The sequence below is a fragment of the Streptomyces sp. SID5469 genome (assembly GCF_009862865.1).
Classification (GTDB): Bacteria; Actinomycetota; Actinomycetes; order Streptomycetales; family Streptomycetaceae; genus Streptomyces; species Streptomyces avermitilis.
On the sequence record NZ_WWIN01000001.1, the window covers coordinates 7,826,994 to 7,853,490 of the forward strand.

General features: G+C 71.4%; 21 protein-coding genes and 1 pseudogene. 17 read left to right on the forward strand and 5 right to left on the reverse strand.

The window, feature by feature from the left end:
- Positions 1–14 precede the first annotated feature (14 nt).
- Positions 15–230 carry an I78 family peptidase inhibitor gene (locus GTY58_RS33960; RefSeq protein ID WP_010987939.1) on the forward strand — a complete coding sequence of 72 codons (216 nt, stop codon included), beginning with the start codon at positions 15–17 and terminating at the stop codon, positions 228–230.
- A 122-nt stretch (positions 231–352) separates the two neighbouring features.
- Here the strand turns inward: GTY58_RS33960 and GTY58_RS33965 are convergent, their stop codons facing one another.
- Complete coding sequence (locus tag GTY58_RS33965; protein ID WP_010987940.1) at positions 353–1,369, reverse strand: phosphatase PAP2 family protein; 1,017 nt, start codon at positions 1,367–1,369, stop codon at positions 353–355.
- 238 nt (positions 1,370–1,607) lie between these two features.
- On the reverse strand, positions 1,608–2,774 hold the full coding sequence (locus tag GTY58_RS33970) for a glycosyltransferase family 39 protein (protein WP_010987941.1): 1,167 nt from the start codon (positions 2,772–2,774) through the stop codon (positions 1,608–1,610).
- A 261-nt stretch (positions 2,775–3,035) separates the two neighbouring features.
- Between GTY58_RS33970 and GTY58_RS33975 the strand changes: the two genes are divergently transcribed.
- Both GTY58_RS33975 and GTY58_RS33980 read left to right on the forward strand, forming a co-directional pair.
- A complete protein-coding gene (locus GTY58_RS33975; RefSeq protein WP_010987942.1) occupies positions 3,036–4,643 on the forward strand; it encodes an MFS transporter in 1,608 nt (535 codons plus the stop codon).
- Between the two features lie 126 nt (positions 4,644–4,769).
- Positions 4,770–5,945 (forward strand): acyl-CoA dehydrogenase family protein, encoded by a 1,176-nt coding sequence (locus GTY58_RS33980; RefSeq protein ID WP_010987943.1) that lies wholly within the window; start codon positions 4,770–4,772, stop codon positions 5,943–5,945.
- 33 nt (positions 5,946–5,978) lie between these two features.
- On the opposite strand, the gene sepF is transcribed toward GTY58_RS33980, so the two are convergent.
- A complete protein-coding gene (gene sepF / locus GTY58_RS33985) occupies positions 5,979–6,416 on the reverse strand; it encodes a cell division protein SepF (RefSeq protein WP_010987944.1) in 438 nt (145 codons plus the stop codon).
- A gap of 292 nt (positions 6,417–6,708) precedes the next feature.
- Here sepF and GTY58_RS33990 point away from each other — a divergent pair, with 292 nt between their 5' ends.
- Entirely contained in the window at positions 6,709–7,917 is a 1,209-nt protein-coding gene (locus tag GTY58_RS33990) for a DUF5685 family protein (RefSeq protein ID WP_037646378.1), read from the forward strand.
- Between the two features lie 88 nt (positions 7,918–8,005).
- Here the strand turns inward: GTY58_RS33990 and GTY58_RS33995 are convergent, their stop codons facing one another.
- On the reverse strand, positions 8,006–8,962 hold the full coding sequence (locus tag GTY58_RS33995; protein ID WP_010987946.1) for an ABC transporter substrate-binding protein: 957 nt from the start codon (positions 8,960–8,962) through the stop codon (positions 8,006–8,008).
- Positions 8,963–9,403: 441 nt separating this feature from the next.
- Here GTY58_RS33995 and GTY58_RS34000 point away from each other — a divergent pair, with 441 nt between their 5' ends.
- The 11 genes and pseudogenes from GTY58_RS34000 (at position 9,404) to GTY58_RS34050 (ending at position 24,503) form a co-directional block, all read left to right on the forward strand.
- A complete protein-coding gene (locus GTY58_RS34000) occupies positions 9,404–10,249 on the forward strand; it encodes an amino acid ABC transporter permease (protein ID WP_010987947.1) in 846 nt (281 codons plus the stop codon).
- Positions 10,246–12,006 carry an FAD/NAD(P)-binding protein gene (locus tag GTY58_RS34005; RefSeq protein ID WP_010987948.1) on the forward strand — a complete coding sequence of 587 codons (1,761 nt, stop codon included), beginning with the start codon at positions 10,246–10,248 and terminating at the stop codon, positions 12,004–12,006. Before GTY58_RS34000 ends, GTY58_RS34005 begins: the two co-directional genes overlap by 4 nt.
- Positions 12,003–12,791, forward strand: a complete 789-nt coding sequence (locus tag GTY58_RS34010; RefSeq protein WP_010987949.1) for an amino acid ABC transporter ATP-binding protein — start codon at positions 12,003–12,005, stop codon at positions 12,789–12,791. The genes GTY58_RS34005 and GTY58_RS34010 overlap by 4 nt, the downstream gene beginning before the upstream one ends.
- Before the next feature lie 15 nt (positions 12,792–12,806).
- Entirely contained in the window at positions 12,807–13,925 is a 1,119-nt protein-coding gene (locus GTY58_RS34015) for an LLM class flavin-dependent oxidoreductase (protein WP_010987950.1), read from the forward strand.
- Positions 13,922–15,307, forward strand: a complete 1,386-nt coding sequence (locus tag GTY58_RS34020) for an NtaA/DmoA family FMN-dependent monooxygenase (RefSeq protein ID WP_010987951.1) — start codon at positions 13,922–13,924, stop codon at positions 15,305–15,307. Before GTY58_RS34015 ends, GTY58_RS34020 begins: the two co-directional genes overlap by 4 nt.
- Positions 15,304–15,920 (forward strand): annotated as a pseudogene (locus GTY58_RS41045) (DUF1684 domain-containing protein); the annotation flags it as partial. The gene GTY58_RS34020 and the pseudogene GTY58_RS41045, both read left to right, overlap by 4 nt.
- Before the next feature lie 216 nt (positions 15,921–16,136).
- The gene (locus GTY58_RS34030; protein WP_037646629.1) at positions 16,137–17,036 is read left to right on the forward strand and encodes a S1 family peptidase; all 900 of its coding nucleotides are present in this window, start codon (positions 16,137–16,139) and stop codon (positions 17,034–17,036) included.
- A 502-nt stretch (positions 17,037–17,538) separates the two neighbouring features.
- Positions 17,539–18,621: a S1 family peptidase gene (locus tag GTY58_RS34035; RefSeq protein WP_078234562.1), complete on the forward strand. Its 1,083-nt coding sequence runs from the start codon at positions 17,539–17,541 to the stop codon at positions 18,619–18,621.
- Positions 18,622–19,303: 682 nt separating this feature from the next.
- On the forward strand, positions 19,304–19,834 hold the full coding sequence (locus tag GTY58_RS41050) for a hypothetical protein (RefSeq protein ID WP_010987955.1): 531 nt from the start codon (positions 19,304–19,306) through the stop codon (positions 19,832–19,834).
- Between the two features lie 212 nt (positions 19,835–20,046).
- The gene (gene dnaE, locus GTY58_RS34045; RefSeq protein WP_010987956.1) at positions 20,047–23,532 is read left to right on the forward strand and encodes a DNA polymerase III subunit alpha; all 3,486 of its coding nucleotides are present in this window, start codon (positions 20,047–20,049) and stop codon (positions 23,530–23,532) included.
- Positions 23,529–24,503 (forward strand): hypothetical protein, encoded by a 975-nt coding sequence (locus tag GTY58_RS34050; RefSeq protein ID WP_010987957.1) that lies wholly within the window; start codon positions 23,529–23,531, stop codon positions 24,501–24,503. Before dnaE ends, GTY58_RS34050 begins: the two co-directional genes overlap by 4 nt.
- 28 nt (positions 24,504–24,531) lie before the next feature.
- Here GTY58_RS34050 and GTY58_RS34055 read toward each other — a convergent pair whose 3' ends face one another.
- The gene (locus GTY58_RS34055; RefSeq protein ID WP_037646631.1) at positions 24,532–24,906 is read right to left on the reverse strand and encodes a cupin domain-containing protein; all 375 of its coding nucleotides are present in this window, start codon (positions 24,904–24,906) and stop codon (positions 24,532–24,534) included.
- Between the two features lie 82 nt (positions 24,907–24,988).
- Between GTY58_RS34055 and GTY58_RS34060 the strand changes: the two genes are divergently transcribed.
- Positions 24,989–25,435: a MarR family transcriptional regulator gene (locus GTY58_RS34060; RefSeq protein ID WP_010987959.1), complete on the forward strand. Its 447-nt coding sequence runs from the start codon at positions 24,989–24,991 to the stop codon at positions 25,433–25,435.
- Positions 25,436–25,597: 162 nt separating this feature from the next.
- Entirely contained in the window at positions 25,598–26,458 is an 861-nt protein-coding gene (locus GTY58_RS34065; RefSeq protein WP_010987960.1) for an alpha/beta fold hydrolase, read from the forward strand.
- Positions 26,459–26,497: the final 39 nt, after the last annotated feature.

Genomic DNA, 26,497 nt, shown 5'->3' on the forward strand with positions numbered 1-26,497 from the left:
CCTAACGTGGCGGCATGGCACCGACTCCCGCTCCGCCCGCAGAACCCGAGGACTCCCCCCAGGCATACGTCGGCCTGCCGGCCCGGCGTGCCGAGCAACTGGCCGGTGAACGCGGCTGGAGTTCGGTGCGCTCGCTGCCGCCGGGCGCGATCATCACCATGGAGTACCGGGTGGGACGGCTGAACTTCGAGGTCGCCGACGGCACGGTCGTCCGCTGCTGGAAGGGCTGACGAAGGGCCCCTGGATGCCCGCGAGGTCTCGGGCACACACGAAGGCCCCCGGTTCCGCTGGAGCCGGGGGCCTTCGTGGTGCGGCGGGGAGGGGTGTGCGTACCGGACCCGCCGCCGGTGTCTCAGCCGCCCGCCACCGGGCGGGCCGAAGTGGTGGTGGTGCGCGCGACTCGGTCCGAGTGCGGCGGACGACGGCTGCCGACCGGTGTCACCGGGGTGCGCTCCGAGCGGGCGGTGTGCGGCCCGGGGGCCAGGTAGAGGGGCGGACGGGAGGTCCGGGCTGGGCCGGCCGGCTCGCGGACGGGAGTCTCCTCGTCCGGGGCCGAGCGGGCGATCGGCACGGGCGCGCCGACCGGGGCCGGAGCGGGCGCCGTGCGTCCGGGGCGGGACCGCAAGGAGTCGCGCAGCCTGAAGATCCCGGCTTCGGCGAGGGCGATCAGCGGCTCGAACCAGGGCAGCGCCAGCAGGATCAGCAGCCCCGCGGCCCAGCCGAGCACGACATCGCTCAGCCAGTGCGTGCCGAGGTAGACGGTGGTGAGACCGACGCCGAGCGAGGTCACCGCGGACAGCGCCGACAGCCAGCGCCTGGCCCTCGGGGTCGAGGCCAGATAGGCCAGGATGCCCCAGGTCACCACCGCGTTCGCGGTGTGGCCGGAGGGAAATATATCGCCGCCGCCCCACATCTCGTTCGACCCGATCGTGACCGCGTAGTGCGGTCCGAGGCGGCCCATGCCGTACTTGGCGGCACCGACCGTGATGTTGAGCAGCAGCAGCGCGGCGCCCAGGGTCAGCAGCGGGCGCAGGGTGTGCTGCCGCCAGGAGCGCCAGCCCAGCCAGGACGCGACCATCACGGCGGTGGGGCCGCGCTGGCCCAGCACCACGTAGTAGTCGAGGAACGCGTGGATCTCGGGCCACTGCTGGTACGGCCGGAAGAACATGACCTGCCAGTCGAGCCGGACCAGCCACGAGGTGACGACCACGGCCCACACGATGGCCAGGTAGAAGGCAAGGGTCGCCGAGAAGAGGACCACCCGGTGCCGGCTCATCCTGGGCACGTCGATATGGGCCGGTCGTTCCGGCTCACGGTCCAGCCGGGCGAAGACCCGGTCCAGACGAGTCAGCTTTAGTTCGGTACGCACGTCGATCGACGTTACAGCGAGTGAGCTGTACTCCCGCCCGAAACACTGGCTTTGTGATGACGATGTGATGTGGGATTCCTCTCAGGGCGAGGTTTATCTCTGTGGATTCCCTAATCACGGACGCATCCGGCCTTCAATTCCATTGATCGCTCCGGGTGCCGGTTATATGGCCCTTATAAATTCGTTCACCGAATGCTGGGGCGGAATTGTCCGGCCGCTCACCCGGCCCCGAAGTGGATCATGGCGGACCCGAGCCGTTCAGCCAGAACGCCCCGTACACGGCCGACGCCACCGCGACACCGCCGAGAACCGCCGCCGACCTGGGGGTACGCAGCCGGGCCAGGGCCCGCGCGAGGGGCAGCAGCAGGGGGAACGCGGGCAGCAGGAGGCGCGGTTTCGAGCCGAAGTAACTCGACGCGCACAGGGCGAGCGCGGTCACCACACCCGCGTACACCAGGAGCGGCAGCGGCTGCCCCTGCCGTACGCACACCACGTACAGCCAGACGACCAGCGCCACCCCGACGATCAGCCCGACGCCGGCCAGGGCCGAGGGGAACGACGTGAACTTGTCGCCGACGAAGCGCGCGAAGGCGTAGCCGCCGTCGAAGCCGTTGCGCCAGCCCGCCTGGACGTCGAGATAGCCCAGCGGGCCCTTCCCGGTGCGGTGGCCGACCCACAGGACGTAGCCGGCGGCGCCGAGCGGCGCGAGGAGCATGCCGAGGGCGCGCCGCCACGCCGACGCGCCGTCCGCCGCCGGCGCGCGTCGGTCGTGCACGAACGAGGCGATCGCCGCCACCCACACGGCAGCGACCACCGCCGCGCCCACCGGACGGGTCAGCCCCGCCAGCGAGGCGAGGGCGCCCGCCGTCACCCAGCGGCCGGTCAGGACCGCGTACAGCGACCAGGCGGCGAGCGCCGTGAACAGGGACTCGCTGTACGCCATCGACTGCACGATCCCGACCGGCAGCACGGCCCACACGAGTACGGCGCACACGCCCGCCCGGCGCCCGTGGACGTGCTCCGTGACGGCGAAGATCCCCCAGGCCGCGGCGAGCGAGGCGAGCGTGGCGACGACCAGACCCGCATCCGCGTACGACAGCGGCGTCACCGCTGCCCCCAGCCGCTCCAGCCAGGGCAGCAGGGGGAAGAACGCGAGGTTCGAGTGCACGTCCCCGTTGGGCAGGCGCACCTCGTAGCCGTATCCGAGGCCGGCGACCCGGGTGTACCAGAGCGCGTCCCAGCGGGCGGTGAGCAGGGTGTGCGCGCTCGAGCCGCGCGCCGCGCTCCACAGTGCGAGCGCGACGAGGCCCAGGGCGCGTACGGCCGCGAACCCGAGGAGGGCGGGCGCGGCCCGGCGCAGAGCGCCCGCGTGGGGCGGCGCCGGGCGCGTTTCAAGATCGGTCACGCGCTCGATTATCGACGGGGCACGGAACCGGGTGTCCCTTTTGGGCGTGATGGACCAGGAAGAGCGTGGCGTACACCACACGTTCCCTGAGAGAAAGGTGAGAGGTCCGCCACGTGCCATCGACGGGAACTCGCGTACGCTGGCCGCTCACTCGCATCGTTGCGTGGGTCCGGGAGCACCGCTCCTCCCAGGGCCACCACCGCGGGGAAGTCCCCACCCCGTGGATCCGCCGAAGCGAGGGATCATCTGGGAGGTACATACATGTCCGGCACGACCACGGCCGCTGCGCGATGCCGTCGGGAGACCGGGCCCGGTGCCAACCGCTGGGTCGTACTCGTCGTCCTCTGCGTCAGTCTGCTGCTCGTCGCGCTCGACGCCACCGTGCTGCACGTCGCGGTGCCCGCCGTCACCGAGGACCTCAAGCCCGGCGCGATAGAGCTGCTCTGGATCGTCGACATCTATCCGCTCGTCTGCGCCTCACTGCTCATCCTCTTCGGCACGCTGGGCGACCGCGTCGGCCGCAGACGGATCCTTCTTCTCGGATACGGCCTCTTCGGCGTCGCCTCGGGGATCGCCGCCCTTGCCGACAGCGCACAGGTCCTGATCGGCGCCCGCGCCCTGCTCGGCGTCGGCGGCGCGATGATCATGCCCGCGACGCTGTCCATCCTGCGGCAGGTCTTCCCCGACCGGCGCGAGCGGGCGCTCGCGATCGGCATCTGGAGCGCCGTGGCCGCCGTCGGCGCGGCGGTGGGGCCGCTGCTGGGCGGGTTCCTCCTCGAGCACTTCTGGTGGGGTTCGGTCTTCCTGATCAACATCCCGCTGATGCTGATCAGCCTGCCGGTGGGACGGCTGCTGCTCCCGGAGTCGAAGGGGGACCGCGACGGCCCCTGGGACGTCGTCGGAGCGCTGATGGCCGCCGCCGGCCTCTTCGGCGCCGTCCTCGGCGTGAAGCGGCTCGGGGGCGGGGAGCCGCCGCTCAGCCCGTTCACCGTGGTGCCGTTGGTGGTGGGCGCGGCGCTGCTGGTCGCTTTCGTACGGCGGCAGCGGCGGCGGGCCCACCCGCTCGTCGATCTCCGGATGTTCGCGCGGCCCGCGTTCAGTACGTCGGTGGGATGCATCGTCCTGGCGATGCTCGCGCTGGTCGGCCTCGAGCTGATCGCCGCGCAGTACTTGCAGCTGGTCCTCGGTCTGTCGCCGCTGGAGACGGGACTGCGGCTGCTGCCGCTCACGATCGCGGCGATGGCGGCGGGACTCGTCGGGTCGAACATGCTGCACCGGTTCGGGCCGCGGCGCATGGTCGTCTTCGGCTTCTGTCTCACCGCGGGCTCGGTCGTCACGCTCACCGCGATGGGCGCGGAGGACAACACCGGGCTGCTGCTCTTCGGGTTCCTCCTGCTGGGGTTCGGCCTGGAGACCACGCTCTTCGGGGCGTACGAGTCGATGCTGAGCGAGGCGCCGCAGGAACAGGCGGGCGGGGCGGCCGCGATAGGGGAAACGTCGTACCAGCTGGGGGCCGGTATCGGCATCGCCCTGCTGGGCAGCGTGATGAACGCTGCGTACGCGCCCGGACTGTCGTCGGTGCCGGGGGTTCCGGCGTCGGCTTCGGGGGCGGCGGGGCATTCGCTGGGGGAGGCGTACGAGGTCGCCGCGCGCCTCGGCGGGGCGCCCGGCGCTGCCCTGCGGCACGCCGCGCGGGACTCCTTCGTGCACGGGCTCCATGTGACGCTGCTGGTCAGCGCGGGGTTGTTGATGCTGGGGGCGGTGATGGCGCTGCGTCTGCCGCGGGTGATGGAGTGCGAGGAGCCCGCGACGGGCTTCGCGGAGGTGCCGGCGCCGCGGGAGGCCGCGGAGTCGCGCGTCTCGGCTTAGCCACCGCTGTCCCGCCCACTGGACGTGCACGACTGTCCGGCCCACTGGACGTGCGCGACACTGCGTCGTAACGTCGGCGTCCCCGTCGTAATTAGCGTTGCTAGTTTTAGCGTGCCGGAGGCTGCCATGACCGCGTTCGATCCCGCCGACTTCCTTGGCATCGACGACCTCCTGGACGCCGAGGACCTCGCGATCCGCGACACCGTGCGGACCTGGGCGGCGCAGCGCGTGCTGCCGTACGTCGCCGAGTGGTACGAGAACGGCGAGCTGCCCGGAATCCGGGATCTGGCGCGGGAGTTGGGGGCCATCGGCGCCCTCGGGATGTCGCTCACCGGCTACGGCTGCGCCGGCGCCTCCGCCGTGCAGTACGGACTCGCCTGCCTGGAACTCGAAGCCGCCGACTCCGGCATTCGCTCCCTCGTCTCCGTCCAGGGCTCGCTGGCCATGTACGCCCTGCACCGCTTCGGGTCCGAGGAGCAGAAGCAGGAGTGGCTGCCCCGGATGGCCTCCGGCGACGTCATCGGATGCTTCGGACTCACCGAGCCCGACCACGGCTCCGACCCGGCGTCGATGCGCACGTACGCCAAGCGCGAGAGCGGCGGTGACTGGGTCCTCAACGGGCGCAAGATGTGGATCACCAACGGGTCCGTCGCCGGTGTGGCCGTCGTGTGGGCGCAGTCCGACGACGGGATCCGCGGCTTCGTCGTGCCCACGGACGCCCCCGGATTCTCCGCGCCCGAGATCAAGCACAAGTGGTCCCTGCGCGCCTCGGTCACCAGCGAACTCGTTCTCGACGACGTACGGCTGCCCGCGGCCGCCGTCCTGCCCGAGGTCACCGGACTGAAGGGCCCCCTCAGCTGTCTCTCCCACGCGCGCTACGGCATCGTGTGGGGCGCGATGGGGGCCGCGCGCGCCAGCTTCGAGGCCGCCGTCGAGTACGCGAAGACGCGGGAGCAGTTCGGCAGGCCCATCGGCGGGTTCCAGCTCACCCAGGCCAAGCTCGCCGACATGGCGGTCGAGCTGCACAAGGGGATCCTGCTCGCCCATCACCTGGGGCGGCGCATGGACGCGGGACGGCTGCGTCCCGAACAGGTCAGCTTCGGCAAGCTCAACAACGTACGGGAGGCCATCGAGATCTGCCGGACCGCTCGCACCATCCTCGGCGCCAACGGGATCTCCCTCGAGTACCCCGTGATGCGGCACGCGACCAACCTGGAGTCCGTGCTCACCTACGAAGGCACCGTCGAGATGCATCAACTCGTGCTGGGCAAGGCGCTCACCGGTCTCGACGCCTTCCGGTGACCCGCTCGGGCGGGGCCGGTGAGCGGCCTTGCCTCAGCTCTGGTTGAAGAAACCGTCCGTCGGCCGGCCGGCCGCCTCGCCGCTGACGATCTCCGTGTTGGCGGGGGTCAGCAGGAAGACCCGGGTCGCGACCCGCTCGATCGTGCCGCGCAGACCGAAGGTCAGGCCGGCCGCGAAGTCCACCACGCGCTTGGCGTCGGTGGGCTCCATGGCCGTGAGGTTGATGATGACCGGGACCCCGTCCCGGAAGAGCTCGCCGATGCCGCGGGCGTCCCGGAAGCTGTCCGGGGTGACCGTGCCGATCCGGCGGCCCTTCTCCTCGGCCGTCTCCGAAGCGACCTTCACGCGCGGGTCGGTGACCCAGGCCTCGCCGGATTCCTGTCCTTCGGCGTAGTCGTCGTCGTAGTAACGCTCGTCATCGTTGTCGTCGACGAGGCCAAGCCAGGCACTCGCCTTGCGCACCGATCCCATGGACGCCTCCTCTCACAGCGGTCTTGTCTTGCTTTCCGCATTCCCCATGGTCGTCCATGATGCGGATGTCGCGCCAAGTGGATAGACGCCGCGCGGGGGTTTCGTGACGGTACTGGTGCACAGCGAATCCGTCGAGAGCCCGCGTGCCCCAAGGGTCTTGCTCTATGCGGCTGCTGACTGAGAGTGAAATATGATTTCTCCCGGCGTTCGGGTGATGGGCGGTGCGTACGGGTGAACGGCGCGGTCGATACGATGCCGCAGCTCAACAACGTACGAGGCACGGGGGAGTGTCGTGTTCGGGATGGTCCGGCCCTGCCGTCATCGGCTCAGTGAGGGACTCAAGGCCCAGTGGATGGCGCATTTGTGCGGGCTGTGCCTCGCACTGCGCAAAGACCACGGGCAGTTCGCCAGACTGGTCACGAATTATGACGGTCTGCTGATATCGGTTTTGACGGAGGCTCAGGCAGAGCGGACGACGGGCGGACGCCGGACCGCCGGTCCCTGCCCGCTGCGTGGCATGCGGACCGCCTCCGTCGCGCAGGGCGAGGGCGCGCGCCTCGCCGCCGCCGTCTCGCTGGTGCTCGCCGCCGCCAAGGTGCGCGACCACATGGCCGACGGTGACGGGCTGTTGGCCCGCAGGCCGGTGGCGCTCGCGGCGCGCAGGGTCGCCGCGAGCTGGGGCAGGGCCGGCGCCCGTAGCGGCTCCGGCGTCGGCTTCGACACCGCCGTGCTCGTCGACGCCGTGGACCGGCAGGTGGGCCTCGAGGCGCTCGCCGGACCCGGCACCCCGATCCTGACGGTCACCGAGCCGACCGAGACCGCCACCGCCGCGGCGTTCGCGCACACCGCGATACTCGCCGGGCGGCCCGGCAACGCCGAGCCGCTCGCCGAGGCCGGCCGGCTCTTCGGCCGGCTCGCCCACCTCCTGGACGCCGTGGAGGACCGGGAAACTGACGCCGCGTCGGGTGCGTGGAACCCCCTGACAGCCACCGGAACACCCCTGGCCGAGGCCCGGCGCCTCGCCGACGACGCGCTGCACGGGATACGGCTCGCGCTGCGCGAGGCGGACTTCGTGGACGCCGGGCTGACGCACGTCCTGCTCGCCCACGAGCTGCGCAACTCGGTCGACCGCGCCTTCGGCGGCACCGCCTGCTCGCACCGGCCCGAACTGCACGGGCCGTCGGCCTCCGGTCCGTACGCGCCCGGTCCGGGGCCGTACGCACCCGGTGGTCCGGGTGGGCCCGGGGGTCCGCCGCTGCCGCCCGAGCCGCCGCGGGGCAACCGCCGGGGTCTGCTCGCGGGGTGTGCCGTGTGGGCGGGGCTGGCCTGCACCTGCCAGCTGTGCTGCGGCACGTACGACGATCCCTGGACCCGGGAGCGCAAGGACGGGCTCTGCCACGACTGCGACTGCGGCGACTGCGGGGAGTGCTGCGACTGCTGTCAGTGCTGCGGGAGTTGCTGCGACGGCTGCGACGGGTGTGACTGCGGCTGCGACTGCTGACGCGCGCCGGCCGACGGGTCGGGTGTGGAGCCGCAGGACGGCACGGCCCCGCGCTCCGGTCAGGGGCGCGGGGAACGCACCGGATATCTCAGTCCTTCAGTTCCGGCGGCGAGACCTGGGACTTCTCGATCGCCGAGCCCGTCGTGCCCCACTTCTTCAGGATCTTCTCGTAGGTGCCGTCGGCGATCAGCTCGTTCACCGCGGCCTGGAAGGCCGGTGCCAGCTTCGTGCCCTTCTTGAAGGCGAAGCCGACATCGAGGCGGTGGAACTCGTTGAGGAACTTCAGGCCCTGCTGCTGGGCCACGGCGTAGCGCAGGCCGTTGATCGTGGACATCACGATGTCGCTGCGGCCCTGCTGGAGCGAGGACCAGATCGCGCCGGACTCGTTGTACGTCTGCACCTCGTACGCCTTCTTGCCGGCGTCCGTGCAGACCTTCTTGTTCTCCTCCAGCGTCGCCTCGAAGGTCGTGCCCGCGCCGGTCGCCACGTTCAGGCCGCACAGCTGCTTCAGGTCGGTGATCTTCTGCAGCTTGCTGTCCTCGCGGGTGGCGAAGCCCTGGCCGTCGTTGATGTAGGTGACGAAGTCGATGGTCTTGCGCCGCTCGTCGGTCACGCCGAAGTTGCTGGCCCCGAAGTCGTACTTGCCGCTGTCGAGGGCCGGCAGGATCGCCTCGAAACTGGCCGACTCGGTCTTGAGTTTGATGCCCAGCACCTTGCCGACCGCGTTCGCGAAGTCGACGTCCTGCCCGGCCAGCGTCTTGCCGTCGTCCAGATAGCTGGTGCCGGGCGGAGTGCCGCCGACGCTGATCGCGACCGTGAGGCTCCGGGTGCCCGAGGGCAGCAGCTTGGCCGCGGCCTCGTTCTTCCGGACGGCCGAGACCACGTCCGCCGTCGGGATGCCGCCGGTCTTCGCCGCGGCCTGGGCGTCGCTTTTGCCCGCGCCCTCCGAGTCGCCGGAGCCGCAGGCCGTCAGCAGCACCGCGGCGGACGTGATCAGGGCAAAGGGGATGAAAATGCGGCGACGGGGCCGCGAGGACGTACTCATGGCGTACGAATCTCCTGGGCAGGCGGAGTGAGCTGAAAAGGGTCCTGGGCAAGGCGAATGCGAGGGGAGGGGGGAACGCGGCGTGGCGTGTGAAGGCCTGGGTGACGGCGGGCGAGGCCGGAGAACGCAAAGAAAGGCGCCCCGAAGAGGGCGCGCAGGGGGTCAGCTCAACAGGACGACGACCACACTCGACCGAAGTCGATGTGGGAGCGCGTGACCAGCCACTGCTGCGAATGCATGGGCACAAGTGGAACAGGCATCCGTTTCCCCGTCAACTGACTTGAGACGTACGGCTCACAGTGTGGACACCCTTGACAGTGAGGGGAAACACGAACGTACTCTCGACGTACGGCCCTGCTGAGGGGCTCGGCCGTACAGCGCCCGCGCGGCGCCCCGTGTGAAGGCACCCGTGTTCGATCCGACGCATCACGGAGCCTTCGCATGTCCTCCGACACCCTCGCCAAACCCGCCGCGGCAGCAGAAGCCGCACCCGTGCGCATCGTCGCCCAGCGCCGGCTCGGCCAGTGGACCGCGGCCGCCGTCGTTCTGGTCCTGCTCGGGCTCGCCGTCAACTCCGTCGTGCGCAACGACGCGTTCCAGTGGGACGTCGTCGCCGACTACTTCACCTCGGCCTCCGTGCTGCGGGGCCTGTGGCTCACGCTCTGGCTGACCGCGGTCGTGATGGTGTTGGGCTTCGCGCTCGGCACCCTGCTCGCCGCGGGCCGGCTGTCCGCCAACCCGGTTCTCAGATCGGTGAGTTGGGGATACGTCTGGCTGTTCAGGTCGATGCCGATCCTGGTGCAGCTGCTGCTCTGGTTCAACATCGGGGCGCTGTATCCGCAGATCCTCGGCGTGAAGACGGTGAACCTGCTCGGCCCGGTCACCGTCGCCATCGTCGGACTGACGCTCCACGAGGCCGCGTACGCCGCCGAGGTCGTGCGCGGGGGCATCCTCTCCGTCGACCGCGGCCAGATCGAGGCCGCTCAGGCACTCGGCCTGAGCCGGTGGCGCCGCTGGTGGAGGATCGTGCTGCCGCAGGCGATGCGGTCCATCGTGCCGCCGGCCGGCAACATGCTGATCGGCACCCTCAAGGGCACCTCCATCGTCAGCGTCATCGCCGTACAGGACCTGCTCTACTCGGTGCAGCTCGTCTACCACCGCACCTACCAGGTCATCCCGCTGCTGATGGTGGCCACCGTCTGGTACGTCGTGGTCACCTCGGTGCTCAGCGTCGGCCAGTACTACGTCGAGAAGTACTACGCGCGTGGTTCGGAGCGGACCCGATGACGCCCACTCTGGTGATCGTGGGGGCGGGGCCGCGGGGCACCGGACTCCTGGAACGGATCGCCGCCAACGCGCCCGAGCTGTACGCCGGTTCGGAGCTGGACGTGCACCTGGTGGACCCCTACCCGCCCGGTGGCGGGCGCATCTGGCGTGAGGCCCAGTCGCCGCTGCTGTGGATGAACTCCGAGGCACAGGACGTCACCATGTTCACCGACGAGACGGTGGCCATGGCGGGGCCCGTACGAAAAGGCCCCACCCTGCACGAGTGGGCGGCCCTCGACGGCCGCGCCTTCACCGGCCGGCGGCGCCAGGGCGCATATCTGCGCTGGGTGTACGAGAGCACGGTGGCCGCGCTGCCGCCGGGCATCCGCGTCCACCACCACGCCCGCCGCGCCCTGCGCGTCAGCGGACCGCCCGAGGGGCGCCAGCAGGTGTGGCTGGAAGGGCGGCCCGAGCCGCTCCTGGCCGACCTCGTCGTCCTCACACTCGGCCATCTCGACGCCGAACTCGACGACGAGCAGCGGAGGCTGGCCGCCCATGCCCGCGCGCACGGCCTCGTCCATCTGCCGCCGGACTTCACCGCCGACACCGACCTGGCCGCCCTCGCCCCCGGTGAACCGGTCCTCGTGCGCGGCTTCGGGCTCGCCTTCGTCGACCTGATGGTCCTGCTGACCGAGGGGCGCGGCGGGCGCTACGAGGGAGCGGAGTACGTGCCGTCCGGTCGCGAGCCGGTCCTCCATGTCGGCTCCCGGCGCGGCGTTCCCTACCATTCCAAGATCGGCTACGACTGGACGGGCGACCGGCCGCCGCTGCCCCGGTTCTTCGGGCCCGCCGAGGTCGACGAACTGCTCGCACGCCCCGAGGGGATCGACTTCCGACGGGACGTCTGGCCGCTGGTGGAGAAGGAGCTGGGGTTCGCGCACTACCACCGCCTGTTCACGGCGCACCCCGAACGCACCACCGTCGCCTGGGCGGACTTCGAGGAGAAGTACGCGGCGGGAGTCGGACCCGAGCTCCGGGCGCTGGCCGCCTCGGCCGTCCCCGACCCCGCGGACCGGCTCGACCTCGACGCCCTCGACCGACCGCTGGAGGGGGTGAGCCACACCTCGTACGAGGAACTCCAGGACGGTCTGCGCGCGTACATACAGGACGACCTGACGCGCCGTCATGACCCCTCGTTCAGCCCGGACTCGGCGGTGTTCTTCGGGCTGCTCTCCGTCTACGGGCAGCTCGTGCGGCTCGGGGACATCGGCTCGTGGTGGCACGGCTTCTTCAGCTATCTGGCGTCCGGGCCGCCGGGGCCGCGGCTGCGGCAGATGCTCGCGCTGTCCCGGGCGGGCGTACTGAAGTTCCTGGGCGCCGACATGACCGTCAGTGCCGGGGACGGCGTCTTCCGGGCGGCGAGCGCCACCGTTCCCGGAACCTTCGTCGAGGCCCGTGCCCTCGTCGAGGCGCGGTTGCCGCATCCCACGGTCGAGCGCACCCGCGACGCGCTGCTGCGCGGGCTGTACGCCGACGGGGCCGCCGCGACCCCCGAGGGGCTGCTCGCCGTGGACCCCGCCGACGGCCGGGTCCTGGACGGCTCCGGCACCCCGCATCCGCGGCGCTTCGCGCTCGGCCCGCACACCGACGCCCGGGGCTCCGGCGCGTTCACCCGGCCGCGCACCGGCGGGCCGGCCTTCCGGCAGAACGACGCGACGGCACGCGCCGCGCTGACGTTCCTGCACGCACACCACCACGCCGAGGGAGCAGTGCGATGAGCACCACCACCCCCGCGACCCCCGCCCCCGCGATGGTCGACATCAGGTCCGTCCACAAGAGCTTCGGCCCGCTGGACGTGCTCAAGGGCATCGACCTCGAAGTGCGCGCCGGGGAGGTCACCGTCGTCCTCGGCCCCTCCGGCTCCGGCAAGTCGACGCTGCTGCGCACCATCAACCACCTGGAGAAGGTCGACCAGGGCACGATCAGTGTCGACGGCCGGCTGGTGGGCTACCGGCGCTCCGGCGACAAGCTGTACGAGCTGCCCGAGCGCGAGATCCTCAAGCAGCGCACCCGTATCGGGTTCGTCTTCCAGAACTTCAACCTCTTCCCGCACCTCACCGTCCTCGACAACCTCGTCGAGGCCCCGGTCTCCGTGCTGAAGCGGCCCCGCAAGGCCGCCGTGGAGAGCGCGCGCCGGCTGCTCGGCCGGGTCGGGCTCGCCGACAAGGCGGACGCCTACCCGGGGCAGCTCTCCGGTGGCCAGCAGCAGCGTGTCGCCATCGCCCGCGCGCTCGCCCTGGAGCCGGCGCTGCTGCTCTTCGACGAACCGACGTCCGCGCTCGACCCCGAGCTGGTGGGCGAAGTCCTCGATGTCATCAGGGATCTGGCGCACCAGGGCACCACGATGATCGTCGTCACGCACGAGATCGGCTTCGCCCGCGAGGTCGCCGACACGGTCGTGTTCATGGACGACGGCCGCATCGTCGAGCAGGGCACCCCGGGTGAGGTACTCGACCGTCCTCGGCATGAACGTACGCGGGCGTTCCTCTCCAAAGTCCTCTGAGAAGGGTTCATCCACATGACCTCATCGACCGGCCGGGGGTTGCTGCACCTGGCCGCCGCCGTCGATCAGCCGACGGTGTTCGACGCCGGCTCGTACGTCGAGCTGGTGCGGCTCGCGGAGCGTGGCGTACTCGACTTCGTCACCCTCGGCGACACCTTCGCGCGTCCCGGACCCGACGCGCTCGCCGTGCTCTCGCGGGTGGCGCCCGCCACCCGGCGGATCGGTCTGGTGCCGACCGTGACCACCACGCACACCGAGCCCTTCCATGTGCAGGCGGCCGTCGCGACCCTCGACTGGGTCAGCCGCGGCCGCGCCGGCTGGCACCTCGACGTGTCCACCACCGAGGGCGAGGCCCGCCTCTTCGGCCGCCGCCATGCCGCGCCCGCCGACACCCTGTGGCAGGAGGCGGGCGAAGTCGCCGACGTGGCCGCCCGGTTGTGGGACAGCTGGGAGGACGGCGCCGAGATACGCGACGTGGCGACCGGCCGCTTCGTCGACCGGGACAAGCTGCACCACACCGATTTCGAGGGGGCCGCCTTCTCCGTGAAGGGACCCTCGATCGTGCCGCGGCCCCCGCAGGGACACCCCGTACGGGTCGTCGACGCCACCGAGGGACAGGCGAGGAGAACAGCCGCCCGGTACGCCGACGTGGCGCTCCTCCGTGTCACCTCTCCCGCCCAGGCCGCCGCCGTACGGACCGAACTGCGGGGCACGGCGGAGGAGTTCGGGCGCGATCCCGACACCCTGCGGATCCTCGCGTGTCTGGTCGTCGACCTCGGGGACGGCGAGCACGCGGCCGAGCCCGGATGGGGGTCCCCGCTGTTCGGGCGAAGACGAGAACTCGGGGGAGGCGGGGGCGGACCCCTGGGGACCGCGCAGGGCCCGCGGTATCGCGGCGGCCCCGTCGACCTGGCCGACCTGATCGCCGTCTGGCACCAGGCCGGCGCCGTCGACGGCTTCCACCTCACCCCGGTCGAGCCGCGCCGTGACCTGGAGCGGCTCGTCAACGGCACAGTGGCGCTGCTCCAGCACCGCGGCCTGTTCCGCACCTTCTATCCGGGCAGCACGCTCAGGGAGCACCTGGGGCTGGGCCGGCCCGCCAACCAGTACGCCGTGACCGGGGGAACGTCATGACCGTACGCAAGCCCGCCGTCAAACAGATCCACCTGGCCGCCCTCCCCCACTCCCACTCCCACTCCCGATCTCGCTCGAGCGGGGAGAGCCCCGTCCCAGGGGTCGACAACACGACCGTCTGGGCCGACCCGCGCGCGAAGTCGCAGATCGAGTTCGCCTCCTTCGAGCATCTGGCGCGCACCGCCGAACGCGGTCTGTTCGACTTCTTCCTCCTCGCCGGAGGGCTGCGGCTGCGCGAACACAAGGGACGCATCCATGACCTGGACGTCGTGGGGCACCCCGAGGCGATCACCGTGCTCAACGCGCTGGCCGCCGTCACCGAGCGGCTCGGGCTCGCCGCCACGGTCGACGCGACCTTCAACGAGCCGTACGAAACCGCCCGCAGGCTCGCCACGCTGGACCACCTCAGCGGGGGCCGGGCCGCCTGGAACGTGGTGACCTCCGCCGACGCGTTCACCGGGGCGAACTTCCGGCGCGGCGGCTTCCTCGACCGGGCCGACCGGCATGCCCGTACCGCCGAATTCGTGGCGGCGGCAAGGGAGTTGTGGGACTCCTGGACGCCCGAGGGGGTGTCGCGGCCGTTCGCCCACCGTGGGCGGCACTTCGACATCGCGGGTGAGTTCACCGTGCCGCGCTCGCCGCAGGGGCACCCCGTCGTCATCCAGGCCGGCGACTCGGCCGAGGCCCGGGAGTTCGCCGCATCCTCGGCGGACGTGGTCTTCGCCAGGCACGGGACGCTGGAGGCGGGGCGCGCGTTCTACGCTGATGTGAAGAGACGGCTCGCGGCGTACGGACGCGAGCCCGAGGACCTGAAGATCATGCCCGGGGTCACCTTCGTGCTCGGCGACACCGCCGCCGAGGCGCAGGAACGGGCCGCCGAGATCCGGTGGCAGCAGATCTCGCCGCAGAACGCGATCCTCACGCTGGAGCAGATCTGGGGCGTCGACCTGTCCGACCACGACCCCGACGGTCCGCTGCCCGCCTTCGACCCGGACCCGGACCCCCACCCGGACCCGGAGCCGGGCCTGATGCAGGGCGGGGTGGAGGTCGCCGATCCGCGGGCGATCGCCGAGAAATGGCGCGCCCTGTCCCACGAGAAGGGGCTGTCCATCCGGCAGACCGTGATCGAGGCGACCGGACGGCAGTCCTTCGTCGGTACGCCGGAGGCGGTCGCCGCCGAACTCGAGGAGTTCGTACGGACCGACGCCGCCGACGGCTTCATCCTCGCACCGCATCTCACCCCGGGCGGGCTCGACGAGTTCGTGGACCGGGTGGTGCCGCTGCTCCAGGAGCGCGGCGCCTACCGCACGCACTACCCGGGAACCACACTGCGCTCGCATCTCGGGTTGGCGGATCCCCCTACGGAAGCGCTGATCCCATGACGACGGACGCATCCGAGGACCGGAAGCGCCGGGACGAGCACCGCACCGAGACGGTGTCGGCGCCCTACGGGCCGCTCGCGCTGACCGGCACGCACCGGCTGGAGGACTATCCGGAGGGTCGACTTCCGGACATCCCCGGGTGCTGGACCCGGGAGGGGGTACGACCGTCCTGACCACGGTGGCCGAAGACGGGCTGACCGTCGACGGCGAGCCCTTCACCGGCGAGCTCAGGCTCCCGCCCGACCCGGGCCCGTGACCGCGGCCCCGGTCGCGCACGGTGAGCGCCGGCTCGTCGTTCTCGTCCGCGAAGGGGTCTGGGGCGTACGCGACTTCGACCCCGCCTCGGCCGCCCGCCGGGCGTTCAAGGGCATCGAGGCGAGCTCGTACGATCCGCGCTGGTCGGTGCCGGGGCGCTTCACCTCGTACGGCGAGAACCGCACCGTACGCGTCGAGAACGCCGACGGCCGCGAGCGCGGGCTGGTCTCGGCGGCGAACTCGTCCTCACCCTGGCCGGACAGGAGCTGACCCTGCGGGTGAGCGTCGAGGGGACGGCTCGCTGTGGGCCGTCTTCGCCGACGCCACCAGCGGGGAGAGCAGCCACCGCTTCCGGTTCCCAGGGGTTCGGTCGGCGTTGTTGAGGGGTCCGCAAGTTGAACGCTGCACGGCCGAAAGGCGCCCTTGCGCCTTGCGGTCGCGCGGCCGAATACTCCCCCACAGCGCTTGTCAGGGGCACGGCTTGTCCGGAAACCGGACAACGGGCTCTTGGCTGCGCCTCACGGGCCCCATCCCCCACGTGGGCCCCCCGACTTCCCCTGGGAGGGAACGAAAAGTGAGGATCAAGCGCACCAACCCCCGCAGCGGTGTGGCGAGACGGACCCGGCTGATCGCCGTGGCCACCGGTTTCCTGGCCGCTGCCGCGTTCGCCGTCCCCACCGCGAACGCGAGCGACGCACAGACGTTCAGCGCCACCCAGCTCACCACGGTCGCCAAGTCGGTGCTCAAGTCCGATGTAGCGGGCACCGCCTGGGCCGTCGACCCCAAGACGAACCGCGTCGTCGTCACGGTCGACAGTACGGTCTCCAAGGCCGAGATCGCCCAGATCAAGAAGGACGCGGGCAGTAACGCCGGCGCCCTCACCGTCAAGCACACCCCGGGCACGTTCAAGAAGCTGATCACCGGCGGCGACGCCATCTACGGCGGTGGCTACCGCTGTTCGCTCGGCTTCAACGTGCACAGTGGGAGCACCTATTACTTCCTGACCGCCGGCCACTGCGGTGAGGTCGCCTCGACCTGGTACTCCAACTCCGGCCAGACCACGACGCTGGGCACGAACGTCAGCTACAGCTTCCCGACCAACGACTTCGCCCTGGTGCGCTACACGAACACCTCGGTCGCCCACCCGAGCGCGGTCGGCAGCCAGACCATCAGCAGCGCCGCCACGCCGAGCGTGGGTACGACCGTCTACCGCCGTGGGTCCACCACCGGCACGCACAGCGGCCGGGTCACCGCGCTGAACGCCACGGTCAACTACGGCAGTGGTGACGTCGTCTACGGCATGATCCAGACCACGGTCTGCGCCGAGGGCGGCGACAGCGGTGGTCCGCTGTACGGCGGATCCGTCGCCTACGGTCTGACCTCCGGCGGCAGCGGCAACTGCACCTCCGGCGGTACGACCTTCTTCCAGCCGGTCACCGAGGCGCTCAGCTACTACGGCGTGAGCGTCGGCTAGTCGTCCACCCCGGTTCCCGGTCTCCGGCCGGCAGCGGGCGAGCCCCCGTACGCACAGGGCGTACGGGGGCTCGCCCATGTTCGCGGTAGGACACGGCAATCGGCGCGGCAATCGATGCGGCAATGGGCGCGGCAATCGGCGTGGCAATCGATGCAGGAGCAACTCCCGTCCCTCGCGCCTCCGTCGGATCCGGACATCAGAGGGTCGAAATCAAGACAGGACTAGACCTCGCAGGCTGCCGAGAACTCACTCGCACTCAGTGTTTGCAACGGGAATTCACGTGGCAAGACCACGGAGCGTCAGGGTGCAGGGGGCGCACACCTGTTGCATATGCGCGTCCTGAAGTCGACCTTGTGTGCTCCCTGTGCCCCTCGGAATAGTGGACGGCGCACAGTGGGCGCGGACGTGGCATTTTGCGGTGCGCCGCCTCCGTGCCCGTACGCCTTCCGGTCGTCGAGGTCCCCACAACCTCGTTGACCGACCCCCCACAGGAGGACGTAAGTTGAAGCACCGACGCATATCCAGGCGGCGCGCAGCCGTGGCCGGAGCCGGCATCGCCGCGCTCGTCGCCGCGGGTGTCACCTTCCAGACTGCGAACGCGAGCGAGGCCCCGAAGACCGAAGCGCCCCACACCCTCTCCCTCTCGGCGGCCGGAAAGCTCGCCTCGACCCTGGGCAAGGACCTGGGCACCGACGCGGCGGGAACGTATTACGACGCGAAGGCGAAGCACCTCGTCGTCAACGTGCTCGACGAGACGGCGGCGAAGACCGTCGAGGCGGCCGGCGCCAAGGCCAGAGTCGTGCGGAACTCCCTGGCCGAGTTGACGAGCGCGCGTACGACGCTCAAGCAGGACGCGACCATCCCCGGCACCTCGTGGGCGACCGACCCGGAGACCAACAAGGTCGTCGTCACCGCGGACCGCACGGTCTCCAAGGCCGAGTGGGCCACGCTGACCAAGGTCGTCGACGGCCTCGGTCAGCGAGCCGAACTCCAGCGCACGAAGGGGGAGTACAAGCCCTTCATCGCGGGCGGCGACGCGATCACCGGCGGCGGCGGGCGCTGCTCGCTCGGCTTCAACGTGGTCAAGGGCGGCCAGCCGTACTTCATCACCGCCGGGCACTGCACCGAGTCGATCTCGACCTGGTCGGACTCCAGCGGCAGCCAGATCGGCACGAACGAGCAGTCCAGCTTCCCGGGCAACGACTTCGGCCTGGTCAAGTACACCTCGAACGCCGACCACCCGAGCGAGGTCGACCTCTACAACGGCTCCACGCAGCCCATCACCAAGGCGGGCGATGCGACCGTCGGCCAGAAGGTCACCCGCAGCGGCTCCACGACCCAGGTGCACAGCGGCACGGTCACCGGTCTGGACGCCACCGTGAACTACGGCAACGGCGACATCGTCAACGGCCTCATCCAGACCGACGTCTGCGCCGAGCCCGGCGACAGCGGCGGCTCGCTCTTCGCGGCCGACACCGCCATCGGCCTCACCTCGGGCGGCAGCGGTGACTGCACGTCCGGCGGCGAGACGTTCTTCCAGCCGGTGACCGAGGCGCTGTCGACGTTCGGCGCGCAGATCGGCTGACGCGACGACGGGCCTCACCGGTCCGGACGTACGCGGTGGTCCTGCCGCGCGAGCGGGACCTGGACGGGCGTGATCCTGAAGGACGCACCGGCCTCCACCGCGTACGGGCGCGCCCCTGAGGGGCACACCGGGCCCGGCAACGGCACGGCATGGCACGGCACGGCAACAACGCAACAACGGCGACAGCCAAGGCGGCGCGAGCGGCTCCCGTGAGACACGGCGGGGCGCTCGCGCCGTCGGCGTCGGCCCCCGGCCCCGCGCGGGCCGGCCCGGCGCGGCGCAGGCCTCGCACCCGATCGGGCCCCGATCGGGCGGCGCGGCCTGTCTCGCCCTCCTCGCCCGGAACGCCCTGGTCTCCGGCGGTGTCTGCGTCACGCCGGCCCTCGGCACCACCCGCACCACCCCGGTCACCCTCACGGTCACCGAGGAGGGCGGCACCGGCGGGGGTGACGACCCCGGTCCGTCCGGGCCGTCGGGCACGAAGACGGTCACCGGCCCCGAGAACCAGAAGCTCACCGTCACCCCGGTCAACAACCTGGCCACCGAGGACCAGACCCTGAAGATCACGGGGTCCGGCTACAACGAGGACAAGGGCATCTATGTCGCCCTGTGCGTCGACGTCGCCCTGTGCGTCGACAACGGCGACGGCGAACTGCCCACCCCGTGCATCGGTGGCGTCGACATGACCGGGACCTCGCACTCCTCGGCGTGGATCTCCTCCGATCCGCCCGACTACGGCGAGGAGCCGGCGATCCCGTACGGCGACGGCGGCACCTTCGAGATCGAGCTCACCGTCGACGCGAAGGACGAGTACACCGACTGCTTCAAGGCGACCTGCGTACTGGCCACCCGCGCCGACCACACCCTCTCCGGCGACCGTTCCCAGGACGTGAAGGTCCCGGTCAGCTTTGTCGGCCAGGACCCGGTGGACACGGACGACGGGACGGGCGGTACGGGCGGCGGCACCGGCGGCACCGGCGGTACCGGCGATTCGGGCTCGGCCTCGGCCTCCGGCGGCTCCGGAACCTCCACGAACACGGCCGGCACGTCCGCCGGCAGCCTCGCCTCCACGGGCGTCGCCGCCCTGACCCTGTCCTTTCTGGCCGCGCTGCTCACGGCGGCGGGCTGGTTCGCGTACCGACGCGGCCACCAGGACAACGGACACCCCCGCCACTTCCGGACCGGCGGACCGGCCGACGGACCGACCGACTGACGTCGATCACTCGGCCACCGGATCACTGCTCGAACGTTCGACCGTTCGGCTTCGGCCAGGAGGCGAACGGTGGCGTTTGCGCAGGTGGGGCGGGCCCGAACAGCTGTCGTACAGCAGTTCGAAAATTGGTCTATGGTGGAGGCGCGGGACTTGAACAGATGTTCGATAGCCCGGGTGAGGGTGCCCGGGTGCGACAGGTGCGGGAGGTGTGTGTGCCGGGATTCACGCATCTGCACACCGTCTCCGGGTTCTCCCCGCGCTACGGCGCCTCGCACCCGGAGCGGCTCGCCGAGCGCGCCTCCGAGCGGGGCATGGACGCCCTCGCGCTCACCGACCGGGACACCCTCGCCGGCACGGTCCGGTTCGCCAAGGCCTGCGCCGCGGCGGGCGTCCGGCCGCTGTTCGGAGCGGAGCTCATGGTGGCTTCGGCGGGGGAGCGCGAGCACGGAGGCAAGCGGCGCGCCCCGGTCCGCGGCGGTGCCTTCATCGACGAGTCGACACCCCGTGTGACCTTCCTCGCCCGGGAGGGCGCGGCCGGCTGGGCCGACCTCTGCAGAATCGTCACCGCGTCGCATACGGGGGAGGGGCAGCCGCTGCTCCCCTGGCCCGACAACCACGCCGAGGGCCTGACCGTACTGCTCGGCCCCGCCTCCGACGTCGGCCGCGCGCTCGCCGCCGGGCGCCCCGACCGGGCCGCGAGGCTGCTCGCGCCCTGGCGGGAGGTCTACGGCGACGCGCTGCGCCTCGAAGCCGTGTGGCACGGCCGCAAGGGCACCGGACCCGGCTCGCTGCGCCTGGCCGCCCGTACCGTCGGCTTCGCCGCCGAGCAGCGCGTCCGCCCGGTGCTCAGCAACGCCGTCCGGTACGCCGACCCCGGCATGGGCCCGGTCGCCGACGTCCTGGACGCCGCCCGTCGGCTCGTCCCCGTCGACCCCACCAAGGAGCTGGACTCCGGCGAGGCCTGGCTCAAGGACGCGGACGCCATGCTGGGCGCCGCCGAGCGGATCGTCGAGGCCGCGGGCTACCGCCGGGACACCGCGTACCGCCTGCTCGAACAGACCCAGGCCACCGCCGCCGAGTGTCTCGTCGACCCCGAGGACGACCTCGGCATCGGGACCGTCCACTTCCCCGAGCCGCACCTCGTCGGCGCCGGCCGCCGCACCGCGCAGCGTGTGCTGACCTCACGGGCGGCGGCGGGGATGGTGCGGCACGGCTACGCGGACCGGCGCGACTACTGGGAGCGGATGCACCGGGAGCTGGACATCATCGCCCACCACGGCTTCGCGTCCTACTTCCTGACGGTCGCTCAAGTCGTGGACGACGTACGGGATATGGGGATTCGGGTCGCGGCACGCGGCTCCGGTGCGGGCTCGCTGGTGAACCACCTCCTCGGCATCGCGCACGCCGACCCCGTCGAACACGGCCTGCTGATGGAGCGCTTCCTGTCCAAGCGGCGCGCGGTCCTGCCCGACATCGACATCGACGTGGAGTCCGCGCGCCGCATCGAGGTCTACCGCGCGATCATCGGCCGGTTCGGCACCGAGCGGGTCGCGACCGTCGCGATGCCCGAGACGTATCGCGTACGGCATGCCATCCGCGACGTGGGCGCCGCCCTCTCCATGGACCCGGCCGACATCGACCGGATCGCCAAGTCCTTCCCGCACATCCGGGCGCGTGACGCCCGCGCGGCCCTGGCCGAGCTGCCCGAACTGCGGGAACTGGCGGGCGAGTTCCGGCGGGAAGGGGGGCGGTACGGGAAGCTGTGGGAGCTGGTCGAGGCCCTCGACGCCCTGCCGCGCGGAGTCGCCATGCACCCGTGCGGGGTCCTGCTCTCCGACGCCTCGCTGCTCGCCCGTACGCCGGTCGTGCCGACCAGCGGCGAGGGGCTGCCCATGTCGCAGTTCGACAAGGAGGACGTCGAGGACCTCGGGCTGCTCAAGCTCGATGTGCTCGGCGTGCGGATGCAGTCCGCGATGGCGCACGCGGTGGCCGAGGTGGAGCGGGCGACGGGGACTTCCGTGGACCTGGACGCCGTACCGCCGGGCGACCCGGCGACGTACCGGCTCATCCGGTCCGCCGAGACGCTGGGCTGCTTCCAGATCGAGTCGCCGGGGCAGCGGGACCTGGTGGGGCGGTTGCAACCCGCCACCTTCCATGACCTGGTGGTCGACATCTCCCTCTTCCGGCCCGGACCGGTCGCCGCCGACATGGTGCGGCCGTTCATCGAGGCGCGGCACGGGCGGGCGCCGGTCCGCTGTCCGCACCCGGACCTGGAGGGGCCGCTGAAGGAGACGTACGGGGTCGTGGTCTTCCACGAGCAGATCATCGACATCGTGGACATCATGACCGGCTGCGGGCGCGCCGAGGCGGACCGGGTGCGGCGGGGGCTGTCCGATCCCGAGTCGCAGGGGCGGATCCGCTTCTGGTTCGCCCAGCACGCGGCCGTGCGCGGGTACGACGCGGAGACGATCCAGCGCACCTGGGAGATCGTCGAGGCCTTCGGTTCGTACGGCTTCTGCAAGGCGCACGCGGTCGCCTTCGCCGTACCGACGTACCAGTCGGCGTGGCTGAAGGCCCATCACCCGGCCGCGTTCTACGCCGGTCTGCTCACGCACGACCCCGGGATGTACCCGAAACGGCTGCTGCTCGCGGACGCGCGGCGGCGCGGGGTGCCGGTCCTGCCGTTGGACGTGAACCGGTCGGCGGTCGCCCACCGTATCGAACTGGTGTCTGAATCCGGCGACCCTTCCGGTGGTTCTTCCGGCGGTCCTTCCGGTGGTTCTCCCGGCCGATGGGGTGTGCGGCTGGCCCTCTCCGACGTGCACGGCATCAGCGAGGCCGAGGCGGCACGGATCGCGGACGGGCAGCCGTACGCCTCGCTGCTCGACTTCTGGGAGCGGGCCCGGCCGAGCCGGCCGCTCGCCCAGCGGCTCGCGCAGGTCGGCGCGCTGGACGCGTTCGGCGCCAACCGCCGTGATCTGCAACTGCACCTGACCGAGCTGCACCGGGGCGCGCGAGGCGGGGGCGGGGGCCAGCTCCCGCTGACCGGAGGGCGCGGGACCGCGTCCGCGGGGCTGCCCGACCTCTCGTCGGCGGAGCGGCTCAGCGCCGAACTGGGCGTGCTCTCCATGGACGCCTCGCGCCATCTGATGGACGACCACCGGGAGTTCCTCGACGAACTGCGCGTGGTGTCGGCGCGTCGGCTGCGCGAGGCGAGGCACGGCGAGACGGTCCTGGTCGCGGGCGCCAAGGCGGCCACCCAGACCCCGCCCGTCCGCTCCGGCAAGCGGGTCATCTTCACCACCCTGGACGACGGCACGGGCCTGGTCGACCTCGCCTTCTTCGACGACTCCCACGACGCCTGCGCGCACACCGTCTTCCACTCCTGGCTGCTGCTCGTCCGTGGGGTCGTACAGCGGCGCGGGCCACGCAGCCTCAGCGTGGTGGGCGCCGCCGCCTGGAACCTCGCCGAGCTGGTCGAGCTGCGCGCCGAGGGCGGCCTCGACGTGGTGGCGGCGCGACTGGCGGAGCCCGTACCGGCGGCGGAGAGGTCCGGTGACGACGATCCGGCCGAGGGCGGGAAGATCCGCATGCCCACGGGGTACGAGATGCACCCCTGGGCCGATCTGCGTCCCGCGGGCGAAGGCCCGGCGGGTGGAAAGAAGTTGTGGCACCAGAGTCCGGGGAGTGCGGGATGACCATCCTCTGTATACGTTTCCAGCTGCCGCCGATGTACGAGGCCGCCCTGCCGGGGCTCCTCGGGCTGCTCGAGGAGTTCACGCCGGTGGTGGAGGCGCTGCCGCCCGACGGGGCACTGGTGGATCTGCGGGGCGCCGAGCGGTACTTCGGGCGGGGGACCGTGGAGTTCGCCTCGCTGATCCGGGTGCGGGCGCTCGCGCACTACGGGATCGACTGCGCGATCGGCGCCGGGCCGGGGCCCATGCTCGCGCGGATGGCCCTGCGGGACGCCGTACCCGGGGTGACCCGCGTGGTGCCCGAAGAGCCGGACGCCGTCGCGGAGTTCCTGGCGGAGCGGCCCGTCGTCGCGCTGCCCGGCGTCGGCCACGCCACCGCCCGCACCCTGTGCGAGTACGGGCTCGACACCCTCGGCAAGGTCGCCGCCGCGCCCCTGTCCACGCTGCAACGCCTCACCGGTGCCCGCACCGGCCGCGAGCTGCGCGAGAAGGCGTCCGGCATCGACCGCGGCCGGGTCGTGCCGAACGCCGTATCGCGCTCCCTCACCGCCGAACGCCCCTTCCCGCGCGACGAGGTGGACCCGTCCCGGCACCGCCGCGCCCTGCTCTCGGTCACCGAGGAGCTGGGCACCCGGCTGCGCACCCTGGAACAGGTCTGCCGCACGCTCACCCTCACCGTGCGCTACGCCGACCGGTCCTCGACGACCCGCAGCCGTACGCTCGCCGAGCCGACCGCGCACTCCGCGGCGCTCACCGCGACGGCGTACCGCATGTACGAGGCGCTCGGCCTCCAGCGGGCCCGGGTCCGCGCGATCGCCCTGCGTGCCGAGGGGCTGAGCCCCGCCGAGGACGCCGCCCATCAGCTCACCTTCGACCCGGTCGACGAGAAGGTCCGCCGGATCGAAGAGGTCGCGGACCGGGCGCGGGCGAAGTTCGGCCCGCGCGCGATCGTGCCGGGGGCGCTGGCCGCCTGAGCCGTCCGCCGAGGATTCAGCCGAGAATTCAGTTGGCCCACGGCGGCACGATCCGGCTGCCGTCGGCCAGCTCCGCCTCGAGGCCGATGGACGTGGTGACCCAGGAGACCGCGGTCCGATCGGTCGGGTTCTCGACGCCCAGGGTCGCGCCGGGATTGATGATCACCGTGTCGCCGGCGGTGATCCGCTCGGTGCGCCCGTCGAGGGTGATCACCAGTTCGCCGGACAGCAGATGGAAGATCTCCTCACGGTTGACGGTGTGCACGGGGGCCTTCGTCCCCGCGGGAATCTCGCCCCGCCAGGCGCACAGCTCCTTGCTGCCGCTGAGCGGAGTGGCGTACGAGACGAAACGGGCGCCGTGGATCTCGTGGACCACGGCCTCGGACGGGCGGACGACGGGCATGGAGACCTCCATAAGTAGTCAAGCGGATTGACCATATAGTCAAGCTGCTTGACCAATATGTCAAGGGTGTTTCAATGCCCCCGTGCAGAACTCCGAAGCCATGGCCTTCTCCGCCGCCCTGCTCGCCGCCGCGGGTGAGCTGACACAACGCATTCACGACGGCGTGGTCGCCCGCGGCTTCGAGGGGTTGCGGCCCGCGCACGGCTTCGCCTTCTCGCGGCTCGCCCCCGGCGGGGCGACGGTCACCGACCTCGCCGCCCACCTGGGGGTCACCAAGCAGGCGGCGAGCCAGCTCGTCGACGAGATGGTGCGCAAGGGGTACGTCGAGCGGCGGCCGCACCCCGGTGACGCCCGGGCCCGCCTCGTCGTGCTGACCGAGCGCGGCTGGGCCTGTACGCGGGCCGCGGAAGAGGCGGCGGCGGAGGCCGTGCGGCCATGGGTCGAGCTGCTCGGCGAGGGGGAAGTCGGCCTTCTGCGGGCGCGGTTGTCGCGCATCGCGCCCTCCGGCCCCATCAGGCCCACCTGGTGACGCGGTACCGGCCGCGCCGGTTACCACTGGAAGTTTTTACTGACGCGTAACTTCACACTTGCACTACTCGTCCGTAACTTGACGAGTGAACAGCATCCTCGTGATCCGGATCACAGGGCGTAAGGCCGTCGCAACTCCCTTGAGCCGCAAGGAGATCACTCGATGCTGCCCTGGAAACGAGTTCTCAGACCTCTGACCGCGCTGCTGCTGACCGTCGCGGTCGCCCTCGTCCCCGCCGCCACCGCCCACGCCGACTCCGCCCCGAGCAGCGGCTGGAACGACTACTCCTGCAAGCCGTCCGCCGCCCATCCCCGCCCCGTCGTCCTCGTCCACGGAACCCTCGGGAACTCCGTCGACAACTGGCTGGGCCTCGCGCCCTACCTGGAGCACCGCGGCTACTGCGTCTTCTCGCTCGACTACGGCCAGCTGTCGGGTGTTCCCTTCTTCCACGGCCTCGGCCCCATCGACAAGTCGGCCGAACAGCTCCAGGTCTTCGTGGACAAGGTGCTCACCGCGACCGGCGCCACCAAGGCGGACCTCGTCGGCCACTCGCAGGGCGGCATGATGCCCCGCTACTACCTCAAGTTCCTCGGCGGAGCCGGCAAGGTGAACGCCCTCGTCGGCATCGCACCCAACAACCACGGCACCACCCTGTCCGGCCTCACCAACCTGCTGCCGTACTTCCCCGGCGCCGAGGACCTGCTCTCCACGGCCACACCCGGGCTCGCCGACCAGGTCGTAGGTTCCGCGTTCATGGCCAAACTCAACGCGGGCGGCGACACCGTGGCGGGCGTCCACTACACGGTCATCGCCACCCAGTACGACGAGGTGGTCACCCCGTACCGGACGGCGTTCCTGAGCGGTTCCGACGTCCACAACGTCCTGTTGCAGGACCTGTGCCCACTCGACCTCTCGGAGCACGTGGCGATCGGACTGATCGACCGGATCGCGTTCCACGAGGTGACGAACGCGCTCGACCCGGCGCACGCCACCAGGACCACCTGCGCGTCCGTGTTCAGCTGATCCCCCTTCCGGCCCCCCTCCGCGGTCGGGCCGGAGATC